This window comes from Deinococcus sp. QL22 (genome assembly GCF_023370075.1).
Lineage (GTDB): Bacteria > Deinococcota > Deinococci > Deinococcales > Deinococcaceae > Deinococcus.
On sequence record NZ_CP097152.1, the window covers coordinates 422,735 to 447,062 of the forward strand.

The window sequence follows — 24,328 nt, forward strand, 5'->3', positions numbered from 1 at the left end:
CATAAGCAAGAACATCTGTTGTCCGGGTTGCCTCGGGCAAGACTTAGGGTGGCCGACCACCGGGTGCTTCAGCGTGATCAGCCCCCATGTCCCCAGCTGTCTCCTCTCCCCTAAGAGAGACTGTGTACCCGCCTGAGCCCGTGCTTGAGCCAGCGGACGAGTCCCTTCATGCCCAAAGACAACATCCCCACCTATCAGCAAACCCATCCCCCCGACCTCGCCACCATTGACGCCCTGAAAGTCGAAGGCCTGCAACCTGCAGCCAGTCAAACCGTGGCCGCCCTCTTCAAGCTCCGGACCGGCGACCGCGAACACCTCTGCGGCCTGTACCGCCGAGCCACTGCGGTGCCGTTGCAGGTCAAAGAATCAATCTGATCGCCGGAGCTGCGCTGGGCTGCTGAAGGAGGAAAACGTCGGCCCTCTGAGCGTGAGCCTCACGCCGGAAGATCTGAAGCGCATTTCAGGCTGTCCCTGTCTGGCTCTTCTCCTTGCAGCTACCAGAACAAGCGTGCAAAAGGAAAGGGAGATGCAAAAGTCTATTTGGCTGAACTAATTGACCGGCACGTTTATTTCCTGACCTTGCCGACCTGATCGCGGATGGCCGTCAGTCCCAGACGTGGTTTGCGGTTCCCGTAGGGATCGCCTGACCCTCAGGCCACCCCTGCCGTCCTCATACCCGAATTAAGGCAAGACAACCACTGAGCCAGCTGTCGTTCACAGCTCAGCCGCTTCTCGAGATCCGATCGCTTGACTTTACTGGCATCAGGACTCTGAGTAGGGCAGGCCTCGTGCGTTACTGCTGTGCAGGATCATCCAAGCGGGGATAGCCTCCGCAGCCAGGGGCCGACTTAACAGGTACCCTTGCGTGCGGTCGCACTCGAGCGCCTGCGTCAATTGCCACTGCACGGCGCTCTCTACACCTTCTGCAACCACCGTCATGTCCATGTCGTGTGCCAGGTCGATGATCGACTTGACGATGCGCTGTGTACGGGCGTTCCCTTCAAGATCCCTCACGAAGGACTGGTCGAGCTTCAAGACATCAAATGACACTTGGGTGAGCGTCTGCATCGAAGAGTGCCCCACACCGAAATCATCCAGCGCAAGGCGCACCCCCAGGTCACGCAATGCAGCAAGCTTAGTCCTCACCGCCTCTGAACACTGGAACACCATCTGCTCGGTCAGCTCGAGCTCTAACTGCGCACCGTCCAGGCTTGATGCCGTCAACGCAGCCTCGACTTGATCGATGAAATCCTCCTGCTGCAATTGCAGTTGAGAAACATTCACGGCCATATGTAGGTTTTCATAGCCACTGCTCTGCCAAGCGTGCAGCTGCTGGCAGGCTTGCCGCGTCACCCATTCGCCCAGCGGCAAGATCAGTCCGTTGCGCTCTGCCACTGGAATAAAGACGTCGGGTGGCACCAAGCCCAGCGTCCCGTGCCGCCAGCGCAGTAAGGCTTCAAAGCCCCACAAGCGGCGTTGGGCGTCCAGTTGGGGCTGGTAGACCAAGAACAGTTCGTTGCGTTCCAGCGCACCTGGTAGGGCGGCGGCGATCTGTTGCGCTATCCGTTGTTGATCCGTGACCGTGGGCGAGAACCGTGCGCCAGAACCGCCGCCGGCATGCTTTGCGTTGTACAGGGCCAGCGCTGCGTGCTTCTGCAGCGCCACCACGTCCTGCCCGTCCGTTGGGAACATGCTGACGCCCACGGAGGCTGTCACGTGGAGGGGAGCCAGTGTTCCTGGAACAGTGAAGGGTTCCGCGAAGGCGTTCATCACCTGGTTGACGACGCGGAAGGCATGGTGTTCGTCCGGCACGTCTTCCGCGATCAGCATCAATGTTTCGTCGTCCCAGTGGGCGAGCGTGCTGACGGTGGCGGGCAGGTCCTGCAAACGCCGCGTGACCTGGACCGCCAGAGCGTCCCTGAATTCAGCTGATGAGGCGCGGTGGACGTCGGTGGGCAGATCCGGCTGGAGCAGCAGCAGAGCAAAGGAGGTCGCCGATCGCCGCGCGTGCCACAGGGACTGCCGAAGCCGGTCATTCGCCAGGGGCCGTGCGGGCAGACCGGTACGGGCATCGAACAGGGCGTGACGTTGCAGTTGCTGGATCAGTCGTTCCTGCTGAATGGCCGCGGCGGCCTGATGAACGAGGGCTTCGAGCCACGCCACATCGTCATCCGTGAACGATGGCCCCCAGGGAAGATTGATCAGCGTCAACGTCCCGAAGACTCGGGCCTTCATCATGATCGGGAGCACGACGATGTCGCCGCACATGGTTTCACGCCGGCGCTGCCTGGCTTCCGGGCCTTCCCTTGGGTCATCTTGCCCCATGGGTGAACGCGCGACGCGCCGTTCGCGCAGCACCCAGCCTGTCAGGCCGGTGGCCAGTTCCTGCCATGCGGGTCGCTGAACGTGAACCGCGCCGGGGCCAGCGACAATAAAGTGATCCACGTGCGGCAGGTCTTCGCTCAAGATGAGCAGGACGGCGCGGTTGACCCCCAGCACGTCCACGGCGGTGTGGACAACGCGGCGAAGCAACTCCTCTTCGGTCGGGCCGTCCGTGAGGGTCCGGGCCATATCGTAGAGGGCCTGTGCCCGCTGCAGCATCTGACGCTCGCGTGCGACCACACGGTGTGGTTCAGTCATGACCTTATGTTAGTCAACATCAGGGTCAAAACGCCCTCACCGTTGAGCCGGGATAAGACGTACCCGAAACGAGCTTACGCCAGGAAGGACGGCGTCCTTAACGGCAGCTAGGCTACCTTACAATCGCAGGAAGTCAGCGACGTTGTGCCTCAGGCCAGGAGGAAGGCGGTTGAACAGCGGTGATAGAGCGGTATCAGACGGCGGTCTCTCGGACGTACGGCTGGGAACCGTCTACCAAGAGATACTCTGTGGCTGCCCCGGCGGACAGAGAATTTCCCTATGCCCAAAGACAAGATTGTCATCTACTGCCAGACCCATCCGCCTAACCTCGCCACCATTGACGCGTTGAAGTTGGAAGACCTGCAACCTGCAGACGGTCAACCCGTGGTCGCCCTGTTCAACCTGCGCACGGGCGACCGGGAACACCTCAGCGGCCTGTACCGACGACCAGACGCGGTGCTGCTGCAGGTCAAAGAGCCCACATGAGCTGAGACGCAGGACTTCCTAGAAGCACGTCATTCCTCGCCTCATGTCCACCTGGTTGAAGTTTCGGTCTGGACTGACCCCCTCGGACAGGTTCACCGTCATTTTTGATGATCCCCTCAGGAACTTGGCCTCCAATAGGGTATGGAAAACGAAGCGTTAACAGCCCTCTTTCTGGGACAGCTTCCTGGGTTTCGGCTGGATACGGTGCAGGTCGCAGAGACCGTTGTAGTGATCGCCACCAGCATCCAACCGACGTCGGCCTGTCCGACGTGTGGTACCTCCAGTGCTCGAGTTCACAGTCGGTATCGCCGTCACCTGAGTGATCTCCCAGCAGGTGGAACATCGGTGACGCTCGAACTGGCTGTTCGCCGCTTCGTGTGTCAGGAGCCGTTGTGCCGACAACACATCTTTTGTGAGCGGTTTGTCGATGGACTCACGCCTTCCGTTCGTCGAAGTCGGCGGGCGCTCGCGGTGATCCAGCACGTGTCCGTGATTCTTGGGGGCAATGCTGGTGCCGCCCTGCTGAAACGGATGCAGTGTAGGGTCAGTGCGTCCACCGTGCTGCGTGCAGCACGGCTCCTGCCGCCAGTGGTGCGATCCGTGCCCGAGGTCATTGGGGTCGATGATTTCGCGTTTCGGCGGGGTCACGTGTATGGGACAGTCATCGTCGACCTCGAGACACGCAGGCCGATCGAACTCCTCTCAGATCGAAGCGCAAGCACGCTGGCGGCGTGGCTCAAACAGCACCCACACATCAAAATTATCAGTCGAGACCGTTCATTGGAATATGAAAAGGGAATTTGCGAAGGCGCACCGATGGCGCAGCAGGTTCTGGATCGTTGGCACGTCTTGAAGAACTGTCGAGAAGCGCTGGAACGTCAATTGGCACGCGACCGCACGGCCATTCTTGAGATCTGCCAGGATCAGGTTCCGTTACCGTCGCTCCCACGCACCCACAGTGAACAGGTGCGCCGGTCAGAACGTCAGCAAGTACGTCAACAGGTGTTTGACCGAATTCACGCGTTGTCCATCAATGGCCGCAGTCAACGCGCTATCAGCCGCAAACTGTATGTGAGTCGGGGACGGGTTCGAGCTGCTCTCACGGCTAAGGTACAACCGCCGCTTGGTCGGCAGCAGAGCCGCTCAGGGATCTTGGCACCCTTCTTGTCGTATCTCCAACACCGCTTCTCGCAAGGGGAGCGCAACGCTGGACAACTCCTGCGGGAGGTGCGCCAGCAGGGATTTTCTGGCTCGCGTAAGCGTGTCGCGCAATGGATGCAGATGCGCCGCACGGCACCAGCAAAGACCACGCCCGGCCCGTATGTCGCTATGGGGCGGTGAAGAGCGGGCCGATCCCGACGTCCGCTCACGCAGTGAGCGGTGCGTCAGAGCGGGCGTGGACGTTTGGAGTGACACCCTCTGACAGGACCATAGACCAAGACACTTCGCCCCAGTCAGCGGATACGCTGATTGCATCGCGAAGGAGATCGTATGCCCGGACGGAACCACAGCCGCGAATTCAAACTTGAGGTCGTCAGCCAGATCAACAGCGGCCAACAGACGACCGCCCAGCTCAGTCGCACCCACTCCCTGGCACCGGGTCTGATGTACCGATGGCGCAAAGAGGTCGAAGCACGTGGTGAAGCTGCGTTTACGGATGGGGCTACCACGGATCGCAGCGACGAACTTCGCATTGCCGAGCTGGAACGGTATTGCGGTCAGCTCGCTCTGGAGAATACGATCCTGAAAAAATCGTTAGCGACGTACCGCTTGAAAAGCGGCACCAAATGATCACGGATGCGCGCTGCGCGCATCCGACGGTGTCGGTACGTCGCTTGTGTGAGTTGCATGCGGTCAGTCGGTCTTGGTATCTGGGTCAACAGACTCGGACAAGGGTGAATCCAGATTTGGATCTCACGAAAGAGATTGAAGCCATCGTGTTGAAGTGGAATGGTTACGGCTACCGACGCGTGACCCATGAGTTGGCCCGTCGGGGACATCGAACCAACCACAAGCGCGTCTTACGGGTCATGAGGGCACAGGGGTTGTTATGTCGTCCCAAACGACGGTTTCAGGCCACCACGGACTCGACGCACAGCGAACGTCGTTTTGAAAATTTGCTGCCGACCGTGGTTCCGACTCACCCCAACCAAGTCTGGCAAGTTGATCTGACCTATGTTCGGGTGAAAGGTGGTTTTGTGTACCTGGCCTGCGTGTTGGACAGCTTCACCCGAGAAATCGTGGGCTGGGCCATGTCCAGGTGCATTGACGCGGCGCTGGCCTTGAAAGCACTCAACAACGCGCTTGGGGCGCGCTGCCCAAGCCCAGGCTTACTGCACCATTCTGACCAAGGGTCTCAATATGCAAGTCGCGTCTATGTCGATCGGCTTCGGGAGGCTGGGTTAATCCCGAGCATGTCCAGAAAGGGAAACCCATACGACAACGCCCGCATGGAAAGCTTTTACAAAACCCTGAAAACAGAAGAAGTCGATCTGCAGGACTATCTTGATTTCGACGACGCACATTGCCAGATCAACCACTTCATCGGTCGGCTGTATAACCAGGAACGTCTGCATTCCAGTTTGGGGTATGTCCCACCTGCCGAGTTCGCCACTCGGTATCATTGCGCCTAGAAGTGACTTGACTGCTGGCCCGGTACTTTGGGTTCATTCCAGTTTCAGCACCTGGTCTGGGTCATGCTTCGAGATCAAACCAAGCTCGACACGCAGGATCAACAGATCCTAGCTGCCATCAAAGCTCGTTCTGAGGTCGTGAGCCGTGCTCACGACCTCACTCAGGCCTTCACACGGTTGATGCGTGAACGACAGCCGCAAGCCGTCGAATCCTGGTTCCAATCCGCGAAGACGTCCGGTCTATCGGACTTCGTGACGTTCGCCCGCGGTCTCGAACGCGATGTTGTCGCTCTGACAGCAGCCCTTGTGCTGCAGTGGTCAAACGGCCCAGTCGAGGGCATTGTCAACAAAATAAAATTGATCAAACGTCAGGCGTATGGCCGGGCCTCATTTCAACTCCTACGACAACGCGTGTTGATGGCTGTGTGACGAGCGATCACCAAAAATGACGGTGAACCGGTACTTTGGGTTCACTCCAGTCCTGAGCTCTGGTGCATATCAATACGGTTGGGCGGAGTTCTCTGGCCTAGGTCATGGCGGGACAGTCTCATTCAGTGGCCTTCAAGCAACATCGGCGACGACAGCGTCAGAGAGCCGGCCGATTCGTCCTGCTGACGTCGCTCCGTCGTGTCGCCAGCCCCATCAGACGTTCTGCCGGTGCATTGCTGAGCAGCACGTCCACGTCCTCTGGATGGGCCACGGGGTACGCGGCCCACACGCCCAGCTTGGTCTGATCCAGCAGGGCCACCCGGGAGGTCGAGCGTTCCAGAAGAGCCTGCGTGCTGCGTGCCTCTTCCGCCCGCACTTCCCGGTACCCCTGTGCCCCAGAGCAAGCGGCACAGGAGAAGAAGGCGACATCCAGCGCCAGGTGCGCCGTGAGACGGGAGGTGGTGTCGAGACACCGATGTTCGGCATTGACCGTCCCGCCCAGCAACTGGACAGGAATGCCGCGTTCTGCGAGCAGGACTGCGGCGTCCAGACCGGTGGTGGACACGCTCAGGGTCGGGTCACGGAGGCACCGGGCGAGCTCCAGGGCGGTGGTACTGGCGTCAAGCCCAATCCGGGCACCGGAGGGCACATACGCGAGAGCCCGCGCAGCCAGCTCGGCTTTCGCGGCGGCCTGCCACGTTCGTCGCCGGGCAAAGGGCCTCTCCGGCACCGAGCGGATCCGGGTCACGTACGGGCCGTCCCGGCAGATGAACCCCAGATGTGCCAGATGCTCCAGATCCCGCCGCACCGTCACGTCGTGTACCCCGAGCCGTTCTGATAGCTCTCTCGTGGTCACTTCTGTCCCTGTAGACAGCAGCGCCAGCAGAGCATCCAGGCGCTGAGCCCGGCCTGGACGATCCGCCGCGCTCTTGACCTCTCTCTTCTGCAGCTGCGCCAAATCATTGCGGACAGTCATCGGGTGCACACCTAAGGCCTGCGCGAGCTGCGTGGTCTGGACAGTGGGATGCCGGTTCAGCGTGTCCAGAATCAGGGCAGCACGCTGGCTGGCCGGAACTTTGAGGGATGCACTGGGAGATGGAGGGGCGACGCCGTACCGCCCGCGTTGCGGGTTCGACGTCACGGCCGCTCCATCTCCAGCACCTTGGCCGCCACACCAGAGTGGGTCAGTCGCTGTAGGGAAGCTCCCCCCTGCTTCCCAGGCGGCAGTGGGAGAGGGGTAAAGAGCAGTGCAGAGAGTGGAACGGACAGGCAGCCGTCGGCAGGGACAGGCGTAGGAACACGGAGCACCAAGGACTGCCAGGCCATGCTCACGGTGGTGACTGGGTGGGGCGGACGGGGATACCGTTCGGCCAGCAGCGCACGGAGCCAGTCAGGCAAAAGGGGTTCAGTCATCGCAACCTCCAGAGAATGATCGTTAAGGGTATGGGCAGCCTTCCACCCACCGCTGGGCCTGCAACCAGTCATAAAAGCGGTTAATCCACCCATCACTCGGCAGGCCTTGCTGGCGCAGCCCGAACCCATGACCCCCCTGGGCGTACACGTGCAGTTCGGCAGGCCTTCCCACGGCGCGCCAAGCGGCGTACAGCTTCAAGGTGGGCCCGACGACCCATTCCCCCAGATCATCATCGTTGGCGTAGGCCAGAAACAGGGGTGGCACGTCCTCCCCAACACGCACCTCCTCCCACAGCGCCCCGTAAATGGGTGCGGCGAAGTCAGGACGTGATCCCTTATCCGAATTCAGGGTGACACACACGGTCACGTGTGCTCCCGCAGAAAATCCCATCATTCCTACCCGGTCGGCGGCCACCCCCCATTCGTTCGCGTGCTCCCGCACGAGATCTAGCGCGCGTTGGCCGTCCGCCAGGACATGCGGCGTGTGCTCGCGCATCAAGGCCTGAAGCACTTCCGGCTGCTGGAGCCGCTCCTGAAACTGCGCCTCAAACGCTTCGTCCAGGTCAGGGGTGGGCACCGTGCGGTACTTCAGCACGAACGCAGCGATGCCCCGTGCGGTCAACCAGCGCGCCACGTCGTAGCCCTCATGCTCGATGGCCAGGGTGTGGTGGCCGCCCCCAGGACAGATGACGACTGCAGTGCCGGTTGTGACCAGCGAATCTGGCAAAAATCCCGTCAGGGTCGGCTCAGACACGTTGCGTACCTGATTGAAAAAGAAGGACGCACCCGGCGGCGTGCTGAACCAGCGTTCTACTCGCGTGCCCTGGATAGTGGTGGTGGCCCCCTGCGGCCAGAGGGGCAGCTCGAAGGCCGCTTGGGGAGGCAGGGTGGAGTTCATGCTGGACTTCTTTGGGGGGCCAGGACTGTTCCGATCTGACCTGTGGGCACCTCCAGGGTGCCTCGCAGGGGCAAATCGCGGGCCGAACTGCCGACCAGGATCGTCCACCTGCCTGAGATGACTTCCCAACGCTGGGTTTCAGGCTCCCAAGTGGAGAACGGGCGTTCCAGGGAGTCCGGATGCAGCGTGATCTCCACGCGGCGACGTTCGCCTGCGGCCAGAGGGATGCGGGCCCACCCGGCGAGTTTCTGCGTCTGACCTGATCGTTTGAGGTACAGCTGCGTGACCTCCGTGCCCGCACGTGTTCCTGTATTGGTAAGGTTGAACGCCACGGTGATGGGGTCAGTGGGGTGTTGCTGCGGCGATACAGTCAGGTTGGCGTACGCAAACGTCGTGTACGACAGACCAAATCCGAACGGGTAGCGGGGCTCTAAGCCAAGCGCGTCGTACCCGCGGTACCCGACATTCACGCCCTCCGTGTAGTGCACGGTGCCGTCTTGGCCGGGGTACTGCGCCGCCGAGGTGAGGGGGGTCGCTGCGTCATCCATCGGGAACGTGATGGGCAGCTTCCCAGAAGGGTTCACGTCGCCCAGCAACACTTCCGCGACGGCGCGGCCCTGAGCCTGCCCGCCGTACCACGCTTCGAGCACCGCTGGAACCTGGGTCTCCCAGGCCGTGGTGTCAATCGGTCCGCCGCTCATCAGCACTACCACTGTTCTTGGGTTGGCGCTCGCCACCGCGAGGATCAGCCGCTCCTGGTCGTTCGGCAGGCGCAGGTGCGGCCGGTCCATTGCTTCACTTTCGAATGTGCGGGCGATGACCACAGCGACGTCCGCTTCCCGCGCGAGCCGCGCCGCCTGCTCCACGGCAGGGGTGAGCGTGCCAGCGGGCGGACGCCAGCCAAGCCGCACCTGCGCGCCGTACAGGAAGTACTGCTCCGGCGCGTCCACCGCGTAGTCCACCTGTACCCTGACAGCTTGCCCCGCAGTCAGGGTACAGGTGGTTTCAACCACCTGCGCGCCCGTGCCGTCCCATTCGGCGTCCGCAGTAGTGGGAATGGGGCGGGCGCTGAGCACTTCAATGAGCTGCTCATCGCCGAGGAAGACCCGCCCGGTGCCGACGCAGGTGAGCGCGAACGTGTACTCCCCAGTCGTGGAAGCCGTCAGGATACCCGTCCAACGAAACGAGGGACGCAGGCCAAGGTCACCGGGCAGCGGCATCAGTTTTGGGGTCGCCCCTTGGAAGTCCGGGAGGTCGAAAAAGCCGCGGTTCAGTTCCGCCACAGCATTTACGTGCGTGCCGAGCGGGGTGCCGTCCCACTCCGGATTGTTCCAGTAGGTCATGCGGAAGCCGCCTTCACCGGGTTCGCCGCCTTCCGGCGTCATGACATCCGAGGGAACAGGTGGCAGACCGGGAAGCAGGGCGCCCGGCCCGATGGGGTCGGTGCCGGGGGTAAACCCCACTTCCACGTCTGGTCCCAGGCGGGTTCGGAGTCCCTCCAGGACACTGACGGGCCGCAGAGGCCGAACGAAGGCGCTGCCGCCGCCTGCTGTTGTGGCCGTGTCCGCGTCCACACCGATGACGGCAACGCGCCGAAGGGTGTCCGCTTGCCAGGGCAGCTGATCCTGGTCATTCCGCAGGAGAACCACCGCTTGTCTGGCGACCTCCAGGGCCACCTCGTCGTGCGCGTCCGCATCCAGGGCGCCGAGATCCACCACGGGCGCCCTCATCCCGAGCCCAATGGTGGGACGCAGGATGCTGCGCACCATCTCGTCCAGCCGTTCACGGTTTACCTCCCCGGCTTGAACCGCCTGATGCAGCGTGTCTCCCCACTTTGGCGCGAACGTCAGTTCCCAGTCGAGGCCAGCGTTGGCGCTCGCCGCCGTACTGTGGTTGGCCCCGAAGTCGCTGATCACCCAGCCCCGGAACCCGAGCGTGCCGCGCAGCACGTCATTCAGGAGCTGCCGGTGGTCGCACAAGAAGATGCCGTCTGCCCGGTTATAGGAGGCCATCACCGACGCGGCCTGCCCCAGCCGGAGGGCAGCTTCAAACGGCGGCAGGTACACTTCATGTAGAGCGCGCTCGTCCGTGAAGACGTTGATGCTGTTCCGGGCATGCTCCTGGTTGTTCAGAATGAAGTGCTTGAGGCTGGCCTGCACGCCGTGCCGCTGGATGGCCTGCACTTCCGCGACGGCAAGACGCATGTGCAGCAGGGGTTCTTCCCCGAAGGACTCGAAGGTGCGCCCGCCGAGCGGTGCACGGGCGATGTCAACGGCCGGACCCAGCAGAACGTTGTGGCCGGTTGCGGCCGCCTCCGCGCCCAGGACGTCTCCGTACCGGGTGGCCAGGTCGGCGTTCCAGGTGGCGGCCAGGGCGAGCGGTGCCGGTAGGGCCGTGGCTTTCCCCTCGCCGGGCGAGGTTGCCGCGCGGCGCACGCCAGCGGGGCCGTCTGCCATGTTGAAGGGGGGTAAACCGCCGGATCCCGTGGAGCCCGCCTCCAGACGGTCTTGAATGAACTGGCCGCTGACCAGCTTGATCTTGTCGTCCAGGCTGAGGCGGCTCAGCACGTCCTCAACGCGGGCGTCGACGTGTAGAGAGTCATACCAGTAAACGTGATCTTCAGCCATAAGGCATCTCCTGAATGCGGGAGCAGTGAAAGGGGCGGCTTCTGATGGGGCCTCAGGAGCCGTTACCGGTGAAGGGCCTGAAGTTCCATTTCTAGTCTGTCTAGGAGCACTTCACGGTGACGGGTTCCCCAGACGGCTTGGCGGATGTTCATGCCCTGGATGCTGCTCCGCAGGACATTTTTGAAGCCGTCGAGGTGATCCGGAGAGTGCTCTGCGACGAGGCGCGTGACGAGCCGGTACGCTTCCGGGTGGTTGACGAGGGTGTCGTAGTCGCTGTCGAGCGTCACGGCTGCTGGAGAGATACTGGTTCCGTACTGCCTCGTCCAGCGGTGGGTGCCGGATCCAACCGTGTACTGTTCGCCGGTTCTGGGGAGGGTGACGTCCGCGCTGGTGTTGGGCGGGACAACCACCCGCAGGTCGATTTGTCCGTCCTGAATCCGCCAGTCCACCTCCGTTTCACCGTACGGAGTGAGATGCCTCGCGCTGGCATGCGTGAGATTCCCGCCGGGGCGAGGTTCGATCTTCAGACGGCGGTAGCCTGGCTCCGCGGGCGCCAGGCCGGCCACGGTGCGGTGCAGCCAGTCAGCGACCGCACCGAGCGCGTAATGGTTGAAGCTGGTCATTTCCCCAGGATTGATGCTGCCGTCGGGCAGCATGCTGTCCCAACGTTCCCAGACAGTCGTGGCGCCCATCGTGACGGGATACAACCACGAGGGGCACTCCTGCTGGAGCAGCAGGTGGTAGGCAGCATCGATCTCCCCGGCATGGGTGAGGGCGTCACAGATGAGTGGCGTGCCCACGAAGCCGGTGCTGATGAGGTAACCGTTCTCCCGGACGAGTTCACGCAGGCGCCGCGCCGCTTGCAGGCGCTGAGGCTCTCCGGGCAGCAGCGCGAACTCCAGCGCGAGCGCGTACGCCGTACTGGAGTCGCTGAGAATCCGGCCGTTGGGCGTGACGTACTCCCGGCTGAACGCGTCACGCACCTGCGCGGCCAGGCTGGCGTACGCCGCAGCATCCGCGGTCTTCCCCAGTACCTGGGCCGTTTGAGCCACCAGATCGGCTGACCGCGCGAAGGAGGCGGTGGCGACCACGCCCGGCAGAGTGCGTCCGGCACCTGGGTTATTGGACGGGGCCACCGGGTCAAGCCAGTCACCGAATTGGAAATCCCGGTCCCACAGCAGCGTGTCGCCAGCACGGCTGGAAATGTACTCCACCCAGGCTTTCATGCTGCTGTACTGCCGTTCCAGGACGCGGGTGTCCCCGTAGCGCTGGTACAGCACCCAGGGCACGACCGTGGCGGCGTCCCCCCAGGCGGCGGCAGGCAGGGTGGCAGGAAGAACCTGCGGAATCACGGCTGGCACCGCGCCACTCTCCTCCTGATCCGCGGCAAGGTCCGCGAGCCATGACGTGAGGAAGCCGTTCACGTCGTACAGGAAGCTCGCAGTGGGGGAAAACACCTGAATATCGCCGGTCCAGCCCATGCGCTCATCGCGCTGGGGGCAGTCCGTGGGCACGTCCAGAAAATTGCCACGCATCCCCCAGACAATGTTCTCGTGCAGCTGGTTGACCAGGGGGTCGCTGCACTGAAACCAGCCGGTGCGGTTCAGATCGGAATGCACCACCACGGCCTTGAGATCGTCCAGCCTGAGTTCACCTGGCCAGTTGTCCACCTCGGCGTACCGGAAGCCGTGGAAAGTAAAGGTGGGTTCCCAGGTTTCTGGTGCCCCGCCGCGCAGGATGTACCGGTCGGTCGCAGCGGCGAACCGGAGGGGACGCGTGCCCAGTTCTCCGTGCTCAAGTACCTCGGCGTGCCGCAGAGTGACTGTATGCCCCGCTTCACCCTGCACCGTGAAGCGGATCCAGCCGACCAGATTCTGTCCGAAGTCCACCAACGTTTTCCCGGAGGGGGAGGTCATGATGGCCACAGGGTTCACCGTCTGGATGCGCCGCACTGGTGGGCCGTTGGGGGCGACCAGCGTCGCCCGGTCACGCTGGACACTCCGCACAGGTTGCCAGCCGGAATCGTCGTAGTTGGGAGCACTCCAACCGGCCTGGTCAAGGCGGGCGTCATACGTTTCTCCGTCGTACAGGTCACTGGCCTGCAGAGCGCCGGTGCTGGCACGCCAGGAATCGTCGGTGACCACGTGCTCCACAGTGCCGTCGGTGTACTGGAGTTCCAGCTGGGCCAGGAGCGCGAGGCGGTCGCCGTACAGATTGCGTTGCCCGCCGCCAAATCCCAGGCGGCCCCGGTACCAGCCGTCGCCGAGCAGGGCGCCCAGGGCGTTCATGCCTTCCCGAAGGAGGGGCATGACGTCGTGCGTCTGGTAGCGGAGGCGGTGCCCGTAGCTGGTCCAACCCGGCGCGAGGACGTGATCACCCACGCGCTGGCCATTTAAATGCGCTTCGTACACGCCGAGGGCGGTGATGTACAGCCTCGCGCTGGCGAGATCCGCCTTGATTTCGAACTCGCGGCGCAGCAGGGGGGCGGGTTGCGGGCAGTTGAGGTCCTCATCCCACCCAGGAGCAATAAAGGTGGCCTGCCAGTCACTGGGGCTCAGCAGTCCCACTTCAATGATCAGCGCTTCACTCCAGTCGCTGGCAAGGTCATGCGTCCCACAGACCCTCACCCGGATCTGCACCTGTTCACGGGAGGTCAGGGGCCGGAAGGGCCAGGGGCAGAGCACGGACTGGTCCGACTCGATCCAGTCTGTGGCTTCCAGCAGGTCGCCGTGAACGGTGCGGCATTCGATGCTGTACGCCTGCTGGTGCCAGTTTGGGGTTGCGGTTTCGGTCTGCCAGCTCAGGCGGGGTTCGCGTTCACCGATGCCGGTGGCGTCCCGGTGGTGTTCGGCCTGCACTTGGATGACGCGTTGGAGGGTGGTTGGAAGGCGAGCAGTGTTGGTGACGGTCATACAGAAGGGCTCCACTTCGAAGCGGGGAACAACTCTTCACGGCGGCACTGCAGGTGAGGCCGTCCCGCCTGTGAATAGAAATCGGTGAAATTCAGCCTTTGACGGCGCCGGTGGCCATGCCTTTCATCACCATCTGGTTGAGCAGCAGGTACACCATCACAGTGGGCGCAACGGCCAGAGCGATTGACGCGAAGGTCGGCCCCCACTCCCGCTGGCCGTACTGTCCGGTGAAGGCCAGCAGGCCCGACTGCACCGTGCGCAGGTCTGGATTCTGGATGAAGGTCAGGGAGACCAGCAGGTCGTTCCACATGAAGAAAAACTGCACCAGGGCCACGGTAACGATGGCGTTGGAAACCATCGGCAACGCGATCTTGTAGAACACCTGGTAGATGGTCGCGCCGTCCATGATGGCTGCCTCAATGATCTCTCTGGCAAAAGACTTGAAGTAACCGACCAGGAAGAACACGACCAGGGGCAGCCCGAACGCGGTGTAGGTGATGATCAGCGCGAGGCGCGTGTCGAGCAGGTGCACCTTGAAATAGATGGTGAACAGGGGCAGCAACACGATCTGAATGGGAACCATGATGCCGGCAAGGAAGACCAGTGACGCCACATTGCGCAGTTTCCAGCGCATGATCTCGATGCCAAATGCGGCCATGGTACCCAGCACGATCACAAGGAGCAGCGCTGGCAGGACTGAGGTGACGCTGTTGACGAAGTACTTGCTCATGTTGCCTTCAGTCCAGGCGCGGGCGTAGTTGCTCCATTCCAGCGTTTGCGGAAGGGCCCACATGGAGCTGGTCGAGAACTCCGCGGCGCCCTTAAGGGAGGACAGGAAAATCCAGACCACCGGGTACACCGAAACGAACAGGACGAGGAGCACCAGCAGAAGCATAGGCAGCTGGGAGAGCTGGATCATTGGACGGCGGGGCGGTTGTCCGGGATGTGGGAGCGAGGCAGAACGTTGCATAGGTCACTTCCTCATTCGGCGCCGCGGTTGCGCGACCGCCAGAAGATCAGCAGTGTGACGAGCAGGCACTGGATGGCCAGCGTGAGCGCCAGGGTGCTGCCGTAGCCGTACTCGCCGTACGTGAAAGACGTCTTGTACATGTACAGCGTCAAGGGCGTCGTTGCGTTGCCAGGACCGCCACCCGTCAGGGCCAGGATGCTGTCGAAGACTTTGAGGGTACCGTTGAAGCTGAAAATCAGTGACGCAATGGTGATGGGGGCGAGGAGTGGCAACACTACGAACCGGGCGAGGCTCCAGCCCTGCGCGCCGTCCAGACGGGCCGCTTCAAGGGTGTCCTCAGGAATGTCGACCAGGCCGGTATAGAGCAAAATGGCGTAGAAGCCCATGGACTTCCAGATATCCATGGCCGCGATAATCCAGAAGGCGCTGGAGCCTTGCCCAAGGAAAGCCTGCACGGCGTGTTCAAGTCCCACCGATTGCAAGACACTGTTCACCAAGCCGTACTGGGGGGCGATGGCGAAAATTTTGACGAACAATTGCGCCACAGCAACCGTCGGCAGCACGACGGGAAGGAACACCAGGGTGCGCACCAGGGCCGAGGAACGCTTGAGGTAGAAGGCGTACAGCAGGGCCAACAACAGGCCGAACAGAACTTGGCCGGTCGAGACCAATAACGCGTATTTGGTGCCGAACCACAGCGCCTTCAGGAAGTTGGGGTCTTCAGTGAGGCGCAGGTAGTTTGTGAAGCCGACGAACTTGAACCCGGCGATCGGTGAGCCTTCGTAGAAGGTGTAGCCCAGTGACCACGCAATGGGTACAAGCAGCACCAGGGTGTAGAGCAGCAGGGCGGGGCCAACGAAGATCAGGATGGCGCGCCAGTCGCGAAGCGTTTTTTCCATGGGGGCTCCAAAGCGCAGCGGCCCCCTGCTGGGCGGTCCGCTGCGCGTGAATTATTTCTGTGCGGCTTGTAAGTCCCGGAGGTAGTCCTGCGGGCTCATATCACCGGTGATGAGAGGCTGAACGTTGTCGAGGGAGACGGCGAAGGCCTTAGGCCCGAAGAGCGCCTCGAAGAAGAGGAACGGGCTCTTGGCGCTGTTGATCTTCTGCTGAACCATTGTGGTCAGCGCCGGGACATTCTGGGCACGCTGGGTAACCTTAAAGCCAGTGATCAGACCCTGCTCGGCGAACGCCTTATTGCCGAAGTTGCTGAAGACCGATTTCATCCAGGCCTGGAGGGCAGCGTCATTTTGCTTCTGACTGATCGCGACCACGAGTCCCGTGTTCATGTTCCAGTCGTTCAGTGTGCCTTTGCCGCCCTGAACAGTGGGGAAGTTGAAAAACCCGATGTTGCTGTTGCCGATTTTGTTCTGCTTGGGATCATTGAAGTTACCCAGCGCCCAACTGCCCATGTAGAGCATCGCGGCCTTCCCCTGCATGAAGGTGTCCAGGGCGGTCTGGTAGTCAATGGTGTTGACGCCTAGGCCAAAGTACCCTTTCTTGCCGAGGTCGGCGACTGCCGTAGCGGCTTCGACAAAGCCCGCATCAGTGAGCTTGAGCTGTCCCTTGGCGACGCGCTGCATCACGTCAGAGCCGTACTTGCGTGCGGCGTAATTGCCAATCAGGCGGGTCAGGGGCCATTTCTGTTCGCCTGAGGCGGAGAAGGGCTGGATGCCTTTTTGCTTGAACTTCTCGGCGGCAGTGACGAGCTCGTTCCAGGTTTTGGGTTCCTTAACGCCGTTGTCGGCAAACAGTTTCTTGTTGTACCAGAAGCCTTCAATGTTGAGTTCTAGGGGCAGGGCGATGAGTTTTCCACTAAAAAGCTGTTTGTTGATGGAAACGGCAGCGGGGTTGAGCTGGTTGTAGATGCCGAGCTTTTTGAAAGTGGCTTCGATATCGACAAGCAACCCTTTTTGTGCCAGTTGGACGGTCTGGGTGTTGGCGGGAGCGCTGAAGAGGGTCGGCAGATTGTCGGCGGCCCCCAAGCGTTCGAGCTGTTGCTGCAGCTGCGTTTGGTCGGCGTTCTGGTACTGGACTTTCACGCCCGGCTTCTGCTTGGTGTAGGCCTGCGACAGATCAAGAATGGTTTTGGTGTAACCCTGCGTCACGGGCTGCGGAGAAAGAAAGACGATGGTTTTGTTGCTTTGGGCGGAGGCCGGGGAGAGCAGAATGCTGAGCAAAACAAGGGGTGACAGGCGGGCGATACGGGTGGGAATGTTCACGGTAAGCTCCTTAGGAATGAGGTCGGAAGGCCGGGGTCGATGTTGTGCCATAGGAACAGGGAGGGTAGAAGAGGAATGTAAACGTTGTGATTTGCGCCCAGATGTGGTCAGCAAGAGGTGATAACAGGGTGGGCAGAGGGACGCGGGAGAGGTGCTGGCCATCAGCTGGAGCCGCGGACGATCAATCTGGTGGGGAGGGTCACTCGGAGAGGGGAGAGGGGCAGGGTGCTGTCGAGCCGGGAGAGGATCATCTGAGCTGACTTCTGTCCGAGTTCGCTGAGTGGGTGGTGGATGGACGTCAGGGCCGGATCCACGTACCGGGTGATTTCAAGGTCATCAAATCCGACAATGGCCAGATCAGCGGGGATATTCAGGCCGCGTGTCACTGCCTCGCGGAGCACACCGATGGCCATTCGGTCGGTTGCAGCGATCACAGCATCCGGAGCTGCGGCGATCAGCTGGTCGAACACGCTGCGGGCCCCTTCAAAGGAGTAGTCCGCAGCAAAAACGAGCGTCGGATCCAGTGGGAGGCTGCAGTCTGTCAGGCCGTCGTGATACCCGCTGTACCGTTCCGTGTTGTGGTAAGCGTCAAGGTCACGCGGACCGCCCAGAAAGGCCACGCGCCGCCGCCCTCGGGCGTGCAGATGGCATACGGCTTCACGAACGCCCGACCGGTAATCGACGCAGATGACCGGCACGTCCTCTGGCAGGTCTGGTTGATCAATGGCGACGAGCGGAGTGTTCAGGAAAGGCTGGAGAGCGCCAGCATTGTTGGCAAATGGAATGAAGATGCCGCCATCGAATTGCCCCTGCGCCAGTCCCCGTCCATAAGCGGAGAGGTCCGCTTTTTTGAAGTTGCTGACGCTGAGGGTGTACCCGGCATCCTCTAGGGTGCCGACCATGGCCTCAATGATGATTGCGATGGCAGGATCAGCCAGGTTGCCGAAGGCCGGTTTGTCATCCTGGCCGTACGCGACGAGAGCAACGGCAAAACTCTGCCCGGTTCGCATTGCCCGGGCCGCCTGATGGGGGTGATAGTCCAGAGTCCGGACGGCATTTAGCACGGCTTCCCTGGTTTTGTCGCTGACCTTTTCTCCGCCGTTCAGCACGTATGAGACGGTTTTAAAGCTGACGCTGGCCTGCAAAGCGACGTCTTTGATGGTGGCGCGTTTCAATAGTTTTCCTCCTTCCAGTTGAAGGTGCTGAACTTGATATTCAGATGTAAACGTTGTGATTCAAGAGTAGACCTCTGCATTCATCATGTCAAGCTCCGTTCAGCAACACCTCCACCGAAACCTCGGGTTTCTTTTTTTCTACGGTGGCAAAATCGACTTGCTAGAATCAAGTCATCATGGCTCGTCAATATCGTCGTCATGCACCAGACCGGGAAGAAACGCTGCACCGCTTAACTCCGATGTGTCCGGTCTGCGGTGCCTTCGCGCCGCTGGATTACCACAACAGTCGGTCTGTGGTGGGGATGCAGGAGCAGGTGAAGTACACCCTGAAAATTCGTCGATGTCGGAATGAGGCGTGTGACTGGTTCCGCAGACCCCTGCGCCCTGAAGCGGAAGGGCGTTTGGCTCTCCCGTACAGCGAATATGGTTTTGATGTCCTGGCGTTTATCGGCCGGGAACGCTTTGCGTTCCACCGTACTGTCCCAGAAATCCATACCCTGTTATCGCAACAACAGGTGGAGATCAGCCAGCGTCAAGTCACTCATCTGATCGCTCGGTACGAAGAATTGTTGGCGTCCAAACTGATGCATCCGGATCACTGGCAGGCCAAGCTACAACAGCAAGGTCGGGTGATCCTGAGCTTGGATGGGTTACAGCCTGATGTCGGTCATGACGTGCTGTGGCTGATCCGGGAAGTGCTTTCAGGAGAAATTTTGCTGGCTCGTCCCCTAGTGACGAGTTCAGAAGATGACCTCGCTTCGCTGCTTAGGGAAGTCAAAGAGGCGCTCACCGAGCGCCTCCCGGTCGTTGGCGTCATCAGCGATGGACAGCGAGCGATTCGCCTGGCGATTCAACAGGTCTTTCCAGGGATCCCTCATCAGTTATGCCAGTTCCATTCGCTGCGAGAGGCCGCCCGGCCTCTGCTGGACGTGGACCGTCATGCCAAAGTGCAACTTAAAAAGCGTCTGCGAGGCGTCAAAAAAATTGAATCCGCTCTGGAAGCGCGTCAAGACCCTCAGGCACGAGTTTTACTCGACTACGCGCTCACCGTCAGAAGCGCCCTGACGGATGATGGTCGTCCGCCGCTGGTCGCCAGCGGCTTGCGGCTCCAAGAGCGAATCCAGCATATTCACGACTCTTTGGAGCGCCTTGAAGAGACGCCCCAGAAAAAAGGGGGGGTCAAGCCGATCAAGACTTGAGTCGTCTGAGACGACATCTTCAGCAAGCTCTTCAGGAAGAGGGTCAACCTTGGGAGGCCTTGAGCCAAGCGCACACCTCCGTGATGCGTATCGCGCAAGTCCTCCAAAATCCCGGTGAGGACGAAGCGCACATCGTCCAGCAACAGTTTCAGCGCGTTCTCTTCTCCGTGCAACGTCAGCAACAGCAACAGAGTCTGCCTGAGGTCTCGAGTGCGCTGGCGCACTTCATCAAGATCTTGACGGCTCAACAGGACTGGCTCTTTCATTGCTACCGTGTACCGGGGTTGCCTCGAACGAACAATGCACTGGAACAGTATTTTGGCTCGGCCAAGCGTTATGAACGTCGTGTCAGCGGCCAGAAATCAGCTTCGCCGAGTTTGGTCATCCGTGGATACGTCCGTCTGGTCGCCGCAGTGGCGACCAGGAAAGGCATGATCCGTCCGCAAGACCTTCAGCCGACGAAGGTCGAGCAGTGGCGTGCAGTACGTCAAAAATTGGAACGCCGTCAGGAAATTCGCCGGCTCCAGTCACGGTTTCGGCGAACCCCCCAGGCCTGCCTCGCTCAACTTGAAGCAGATTGGGACAAGCTGATTTTGCCACCGTAGTTTTTGAAAGAAGAAGCGGCACCTCTCAGGCGGGATCGTTCTTTAGCGTTGCCTGCCCTGCGAATGAACCGGAAGCGGGGTATGGGGCGCGGCTTGAGGGTGTCCCAACAGGGCGGGTGCGCCTGCGGCACGTACTGACCGCACCCTGCACCCATGTCGGGGAAACGCTTGACCTGGTTGGAAACCGATGGTACGCTCTAGTTAACTCACAAAGTAAGCAAACCTATCGGGGGCTTCTATGACTCGAACAAAAGGCGATCCCAGCGCATTGCGCGCCCATAACCGTCAGACCATTCTGAACCACCTACGCCAACTGGGCCCAGTGAGCCGCACGCAGCTCGTCGAACTGACCGGTCTGAGCTCCGCAGCCATCACCGGGATCACCGCAGAACTGATTGAAGACCAGCTGCTCACCGAGCAGAGTACTGGTGAAGCGGGCATCAGCGGTGGGCGCCGTCCGATCTACCTCGGCATCAAGTACAGCGCGCACTATGCCGTCGGCCTGAAACTTCGTGAAGACCGCATCGAGGGGGTGCTCACCGACCTGTCCACCCACGTCCTGGCGCACCTCGTCGAAGACCTCACCATCCATGACCCGCTGCAGGTCGCTGTCCAGATCCATACCCTCTGCAGCAAGCTCTACCGCCACGCCCGCATTGACGCTGACCATGTCATCGGCATTGGCATCGCCCTGTCGGGCGTGATCGACGCTTTACACGGGACTGTCGTCCACGCGCCGCTGCTCGGGTGGCACGACGTGCCCCTGGCGCCGCTGGTTCGGAAGTGCACCGGTCTCCCCACCCATGTGGACAACGACGTCAACAGTCTTGCTGCCGCCGAACGGCTCTTCGGTCATGGAAAGCAGACCAGCCACTTCCTCACCGTCGCTCTCGGCAGAGGGCTTGGAGGCGCTCTCGTTCTGGGCGGCGAGCTTCACCGCGGTCGCCAGGGTGGCGCAGGTGAATTTGGCCACAACCTCGCTGTGCCAGACGGCCGCCTCTGCTCTTGTGGCCGCCGCGGCTGCCTCGAAGCCTACGTGGCTGAGCCTGCCCTCCTCGCCCAGTTCCAGGCGCAACATCCAGACCTGTCCTCCAGTGTGACGACCATCCCCGCCCTGGTGGCACTTGCTGAATCCCACCCCGGTGCTGCTGGACTTCTAAGGCGTGCCGGACAGCTTCTCGGCACGCACCTGTCGTACCTGGTCAACACCATCAATCCGGAGCTGATCATCATCGCTGGCGAAGGCACCCGGCTCGGCCCCCTCTTCTTCGACTCCCTCCGCAAAGCTGTCCATGAGTCTGCGTTTGACTGCCTCGGTGACGACCTTCCCATCGTCATTGACATCTGGCCGGACGACGACTTCACCCCCTGGGCCCGCGGCGCCGCCAGTCTCGCGGTGCAGTGCGCGTTCGATTTCGGAACGCTGGCGAAAGGAGGGGACATGGTGCACCGCTGACTCTCCTCTTTCTCCGCCCAACGGGCCTGTGATGCAGGGTCCGAAACCTACGCCTTGCCTTTTTCTGCCCCAGGAGTGCCCATGAACAAGACTGCCCGCTTCACCACCGTTACCGCTCTGCTGCTGAGCGCAGTCGCCTCCCCCGTCCTTGCGCAGGGCAATAAGACCGTCGTGTTTCTTTCCGGACAGAATGAGGACGTCGGGTACACCCGGATTATCAGCGAGCTGTCCAGGGAGTATCAGAAACGGACCCCGGCTACGACCTATCAGTACCAGGGCAACACCACGGAAATGACGCAGAAGCTTCAGCTGCTTGCCGCCAGCAAGAACCTTCCTACCCTGTACTCCATCGGTGAGCCGGCCCTGCTGAGCCAACTCGCCAGCCAGGGTCAGGCCGCCGACCTGGAAGCCACCTTCAAACGGCTCGGCATTTACAACCAGCTCAATCCCGTCGCGGTTGAACTCAACAAGAAACTCACCGGCGGCAAACTGCTCGGGTTGCCCCTAGAACTCAACATTGAGGGCTTCTGGTACAACAAAAAACTCTTTGCGAACCATGGCCTCAAGGAACCCAGAACCTGGGACGAGATGCTCGCCGCCGCCGAGAAGTTCAAGCAAAAGGGCGTCCAGCCCTTCTCCGCCTCGGGGCAGCAGAAATGGCCTCTCACCCGCCTGATCGGTGGGTATGTTGCCCGTAAACTCGGTGCGGACGCCATGGACCGGGTCAAGGCTGGCACGCTCAAACTCACCGATCCCGCGTTTGTCGAAGCGGCCCGCAGCGTCCAGCAGATGGGTCTGAAAGGCTACTTTGGTCAGGGCGTCAACACCATCGACTACGACACCGCCGTCGATACCTTCCTGCAGGGCAAGGCGGCGATGTTCTATATGGGGAGCTGGGAACTGCGGACGTTCAACGACCCGGCGCGGAACAAGATTGGCGTTCAGAACATCGGCTTCTTCAATACACCGCTCGTCCGGGGCGGTAAAGGAACCCTTAACGACTGGTCAATCAATACTGGCCTGACCGTGGCCGTCAACCAGTCTCAGAATGACGCGGCACTGGGCAACTGGATGAAGTACGTCTTTGCCAACTACGCCAACCGCGCCATGAGCGACCTCGGCATGCTCACCGGCTTCAAGGTCACGAAAATGCCCGCGAACGTGCCCGGGCTCACCACGTTAACCCAGCAGAAGTTGAATACCGCCAAGAAAGGCTACCTCTGGTTTGAAGCATTCTTCTCGGCCAAGGGCACCGCTGTTTCGCAGGATAACGTGCAGCCCCTCGTCACCGGCGACCTGAGTCCTGAAGCGTACCTGGCACAATTGCAGACTGCCCTGAAGTAAACATTGCTGGGCGCGTCCAGGAGCTCATTCCTGTGATGCCAAAGTCATTGCCGCAGCGGATCCCCACTCGCGCCAACGCCAGCCATCAGCATTGACGGCGCGGGTACCCCAGTCTGCGCCCACAGTTAAACCGCACGCATGCCGTGCAAGGAGTCTCATGACGACGAACACAGCCAATCACGTCCATCCTGACCGTAGAGCGGCGAGGCGAACCTCTATCACGCCAGGACAACCCTGGCTGGACACCAGCGGAAACTTGATTCAGGCGCATGGCGGGTCAATCCTGCACGATGGAGGCATTTTCTATTGGTATGGAGAGAACAAGGAGCGCACCACTGGACAGACAGACATCTGGCACTGGGGGGTGCGCTGCTACGCTTCAAAGGATCTGTACAACTGGGAGGACTGCGGCGTGATTATTCCTCCCGTGCTTGACGATCGTACTTCACCCCTGCATCCCGCGCAGAAGATGGACCGTCCGCACATTGTCTACAACCGCTTCACGGGGCAGTACGTCTGCTGGGTCAAGGTCATGCACCCGGACGACACCCAAAAATCCACAGTTCTTGTGGCGGACTCTCTTTTCGGCCCATACCGCATTGTGCGCACGGACCTTCGGCCATTAGGCATGAGTGCCGGAGACTTTGATCTGGTCGTCGACCCCGTCGATGGGAAAGCCTACTATTACTTCGAGCGGGTGCACAGCGAGATGATCTGTGCAGACCTCACAGAGGATTACACGGATGTGACCGGGTATTACTCCACGCACTTTCCTCATCCCCACCCTCCGTTCGTGCGTGAGGCGCCTGCCTACTTCCGGCGAGGTTCCCTACATTACTTGTTCACGTCGGGCACCAGTGGGTACTTCCCGAACGCGTCAGAGGTGGCAGTGGCGCGAACGTATCATGGCCCGTGGACGGTTCTGGGCGATCCGCACCCCGGCGACGAGAGCCGCACGTCGTACCGTTCGCAGATCTGTTCGGTATTCAAGCACCCCCATAAGAAAGACCTCTATATTGCGCTGGCTGACCGCTGGCTTGGTGACCGTGATGTGGACGCGCAACAAGCCGCCCACATGTTTGAAACGGCTTTTGCCAGTGGACGACCCTCGGAGTACTTCGCGCGATATGAACAGGAAGATCCTGCCGTGTTCGCCGCGCCCAACACCTCTACAGCAGGTTACGTTTGGCTACCAGTACGATTCGATGGGGACATGGCGTACCTGGATTGGCACGAGGAGTGGCAGATCGAAGACTTTGATTGATCGCCCACAGGTGCCAGTGACCCCGTAGAGCCTGTCAAGTTGTTTGCAAACAGACCGG

At 61.1% G+C, this 24,328-nt stretch carries 21 protein-coding genes; 11 read left to right on the plus strand and 10 right to left on the minus strand.

All coding sequences use genetic code 11. The features are described from left to right. Positions 1-168: 168 nt before the first annotated feature. Positions 169-375: a hypothetical protein gene (locus M1R55_RS24230; protein WP_249395451.1), complete on the plus strand. Its 207-nt coding sequence runs from the start codon at positions 169-171 to the stop codon at positions 373-375. A gap of 387 nt (positions 376-762) precedes the next feature. Here M1R55_RS24230 and M1R55_RS24235 read toward each other — a convergent pair whose 3' ends face one another. Then, on the minus strand, positions 763-2,640 hold the full coding sequence (locus tag M1R55_RS24235; RefSeq protein WP_249395452.1) for a bifunctional diguanylate cyclase/phosphodiesterase: 1,878 nt from the start codon (positions 2,638-2,640) through the stop codon (positions 763-765). Between the two features lie 279 nt (positions 2,641-2,919). Between M1R55_RS24235 and M1R55_RS24240 the strand changes: the two genes are divergently transcribed. The 5 genes from M1R55_RS24240 to M1R55_RS24260 all read left to right on the plus strand — a co-directional run bounded on the left by M1R55_RS24240 (position 2,920) and on the right by M1R55_RS24260 (position 6,188). Then, positions 2,920-3,126, plus strand: a complete 207-nt coding sequence (locus M1R55_RS24240) for a hypothetical protein (protein ID WP_249395453.1) — start codon at positions 2,920-2,922, stop codon at positions 3,124-3,126. A gap of 141 nt (positions 3,127-3,267) precedes the next feature. Then, complete coding sequence (locus M1R55_RS24245) at positions 3,268-4,467, plus strand: ISL3 family transposase (RefSeq protein ID WP_249395454.1); 1,200 nt, start codon at positions 3,268-3,270, stop codon at positions 4,465-4,467. A 150-nt stretch (positions 4,468-4,617) separates the two neighbouring features. Beyond that, a complete protein-coding gene (locus M1R55_RS24250; RefSeq protein WP_249394620.1) occupies positions 4,618-4,917 on the plus strand; it encodes a transposase in 300 nt (99 codons plus the stop codon). After that, positions 4,914-5,759 (plus strand): IS3 family transposase, encoded by an 846-nt coding sequence (locus tag M1R55_RS24255; protein WP_249394621.1) that lies wholly within the window; start codon positions 4,914-4,916, stop codon positions 5,757-5,759. The genes M1R55_RS24250 and M1R55_RS24255 overlap by 4 nt, the downstream gene beginning before the upstream one ends. Before the next feature lie 27 nt (positions 5,760-5,786). Beyond that, positions 5,787-6,188, plus strand: a complete 402-nt coding sequence (locus M1R55_RS24260; protein WP_256566050.1) for a transposase — start codon at positions 5,787-5,789, stop codon at positions 6,186-6,188. Positions 6,189-6,345: 157 nt separating this feature from the next. On the opposite strand, the gene M1R55_RS24265 is transcribed toward M1R55_RS24260, so the two are convergent. The 9 genes from M1R55_RS24265 to M1R55_RS24305 all read right to left on the minus strand — a co-directional run bounded on the left by M1R55_RS24265 (position 6,346) and on the right by M1R55_RS24305 (position 18,402). Continuing rightward, entirely contained in the window at positions 6,346-7,329 is a 984-nt protein-coding gene (locus tag M1R55_RS24265; protein ID WP_249395456.1) for a DeoR family transcriptional regulator, read from the minus strand. Then, a complete protein-coding gene (locus M1R55_RS24270; protein ID WP_249395457.1) occupies positions 7,326-7,601 on the minus strand; it encodes a hypothetical protein in 276 nt (91 codons plus the stop codon). The genes M1R55_RS24265 and M1R55_RS24270 overlap by 4 nt, the downstream gene beginning before the upstream one ends. A gap of 22 nt (positions 7,602-7,623) precedes the next feature. Continuing rightward, positions 7,624-8,499: an alpha/beta hydrolase gene (locus M1R55_RS24275; RefSeq protein WP_249395458.1), complete on the minus strand. Its 876-nt coding sequence runs from the start codon at positions 8,497-8,499 to the stop codon at positions 7,624-7,626. After that, the gene (locus M1R55_RS24280) at positions 8,496-11,126 is read right to left on the minus strand and encodes a glycoside hydrolase family 3 protein (RefSeq protein WP_249395459.1); all 2,631 of its coding nucleotides are present in this window, start codon (positions 11,124-11,126) and stop codon (positions 8,496-8,498) included. Before M1R55_RS24280 ends, M1R55_RS24275 begins: the two co-directional genes overlap by 4 nt. A gap of 62 nt (positions 11,127-11,188) precedes the next feature. Next, positions 11,189-14,038 carry a glycoside hydrolase family 78 protein gene (locus M1R55_RS24285; RefSeq protein WP_249395460.1) on the minus strand — a complete coding sequence of 950 codons (2,850 nt, stop codon included), beginning with the start codon at positions 14,036-14,038 and terminating at the stop codon, positions 11,189-11,191. 91 nt (positions 14,039-14,129) lie between these two features. After that, positions 14,130-15,008, minus strand: coding sequence for a carbohydrate ABC transporter permease (locus M1R55_RS24290; protein WP_249395461.1), 879 nt, complete (start codon positions 15,006-15,008; stop codon positions 14,130-14,132). An 11-nt stretch (positions 15,009-15,019) separates the two neighbouring features. Then, complete coding sequence (locus M1R55_RS24295) at positions 15,020-15,907, minus strand: carbohydrate ABC transporter permease (protein WP_249395462.1); 888 nt, start codon at positions 15,905-15,907, stop codon at positions 15,020-15,022. Between the two features lie 51 nt (positions 15,908-15,958). Further along, the gene (locus M1R55_RS24300) at positions 15,959-17,227 is read right to left on the minus strand and encodes an ABC transporter substrate-binding protein (protein WP_249395463.1); all 1,269 of its coding nucleotides are present in this window, start codon (positions 17,225-17,227) and stop codon (positions 15,959-15,961) included. Positions 17,228-17,388: 161 nt separating this feature from the next. Further along, on the minus strand, positions 17,389-18,402 hold the full coding sequence (locus M1R55_RS24305; RefSeq protein ID WP_249395464.1) for a LacI family DNA-binding transcriptional regulator: 1,014 nt from the start codon (positions 18,400-18,402) through the stop codon (positions 17,389-17,391). Between the two features lie 176 nt (positions 18,403-18,578). On the opposite strand from M1R55_RS24305, the gene M1R55_RS24310 reads away from it, so the two are divergent. The 5 genes from M1R55_RS24310 to M1R55_RS24330 all read left to right on the plus strand — a co-directional run bounded on the left by M1R55_RS24310 (position 18,579) and on the right by M1R55_RS24330 (position 24,270). Continuing rightward, positions 18,579-19,601 carry a hypothetical protein gene (locus M1R55_RS24310; RefSeq protein ID WP_249395465.1) on the plus strand — a complete coding sequence of 341 codons (1,023 nt, stop codon included), beginning with the start codon at positions 18,579-18,581 and terminating at the stop codon, positions 19,599-19,601. Positions 19,602-19,684: 83 nt separating this feature from the next. Next, positions 19,685-20,206, plus strand: a complete 522-nt coding sequence (locus M1R55_RS24315) for a hypothetical protein (protein ID WP_249395466.1) — start codon at positions 19,685-19,687, stop codon at positions 20,204-20,206. Between the two features lie 238 nt (positions 20,207-20,444). After that, positions 20,445-21,662 carry an ROK family protein gene (locus M1R55_RS24320; RefSeq protein WP_249395467.1) on the plus strand — a complete coding sequence of 406 codons (1,218 nt, stop codon included), beginning with the start codon at positions 20,445-20,447 and terminating at the stop codon, positions 21,660-21,662. 81 nt (positions 21,663-21,743) lie between these two features. Continuing rightward, entirely contained in the window at positions 21,744-23,006 is a 1,263-nt protein-coding gene (locus M1R55_RS24325; protein WP_249395468.1) for an ABC transporter substrate-binding protein, read from the plus strand. A gap of 157 nt (positions 23,007-23,163) precedes the next feature. Further along, entirely contained in the window at positions 23,164-24,270 is a 1,107-nt protein-coding gene (locus M1R55_RS24330) for a family 43 glycosylhydrolase (RefSeq protein ID WP_249395469.1), read from the plus strand. The last annotated feature ends 58 nt before the right edge of the window (positions 24,271-24,328 follow it).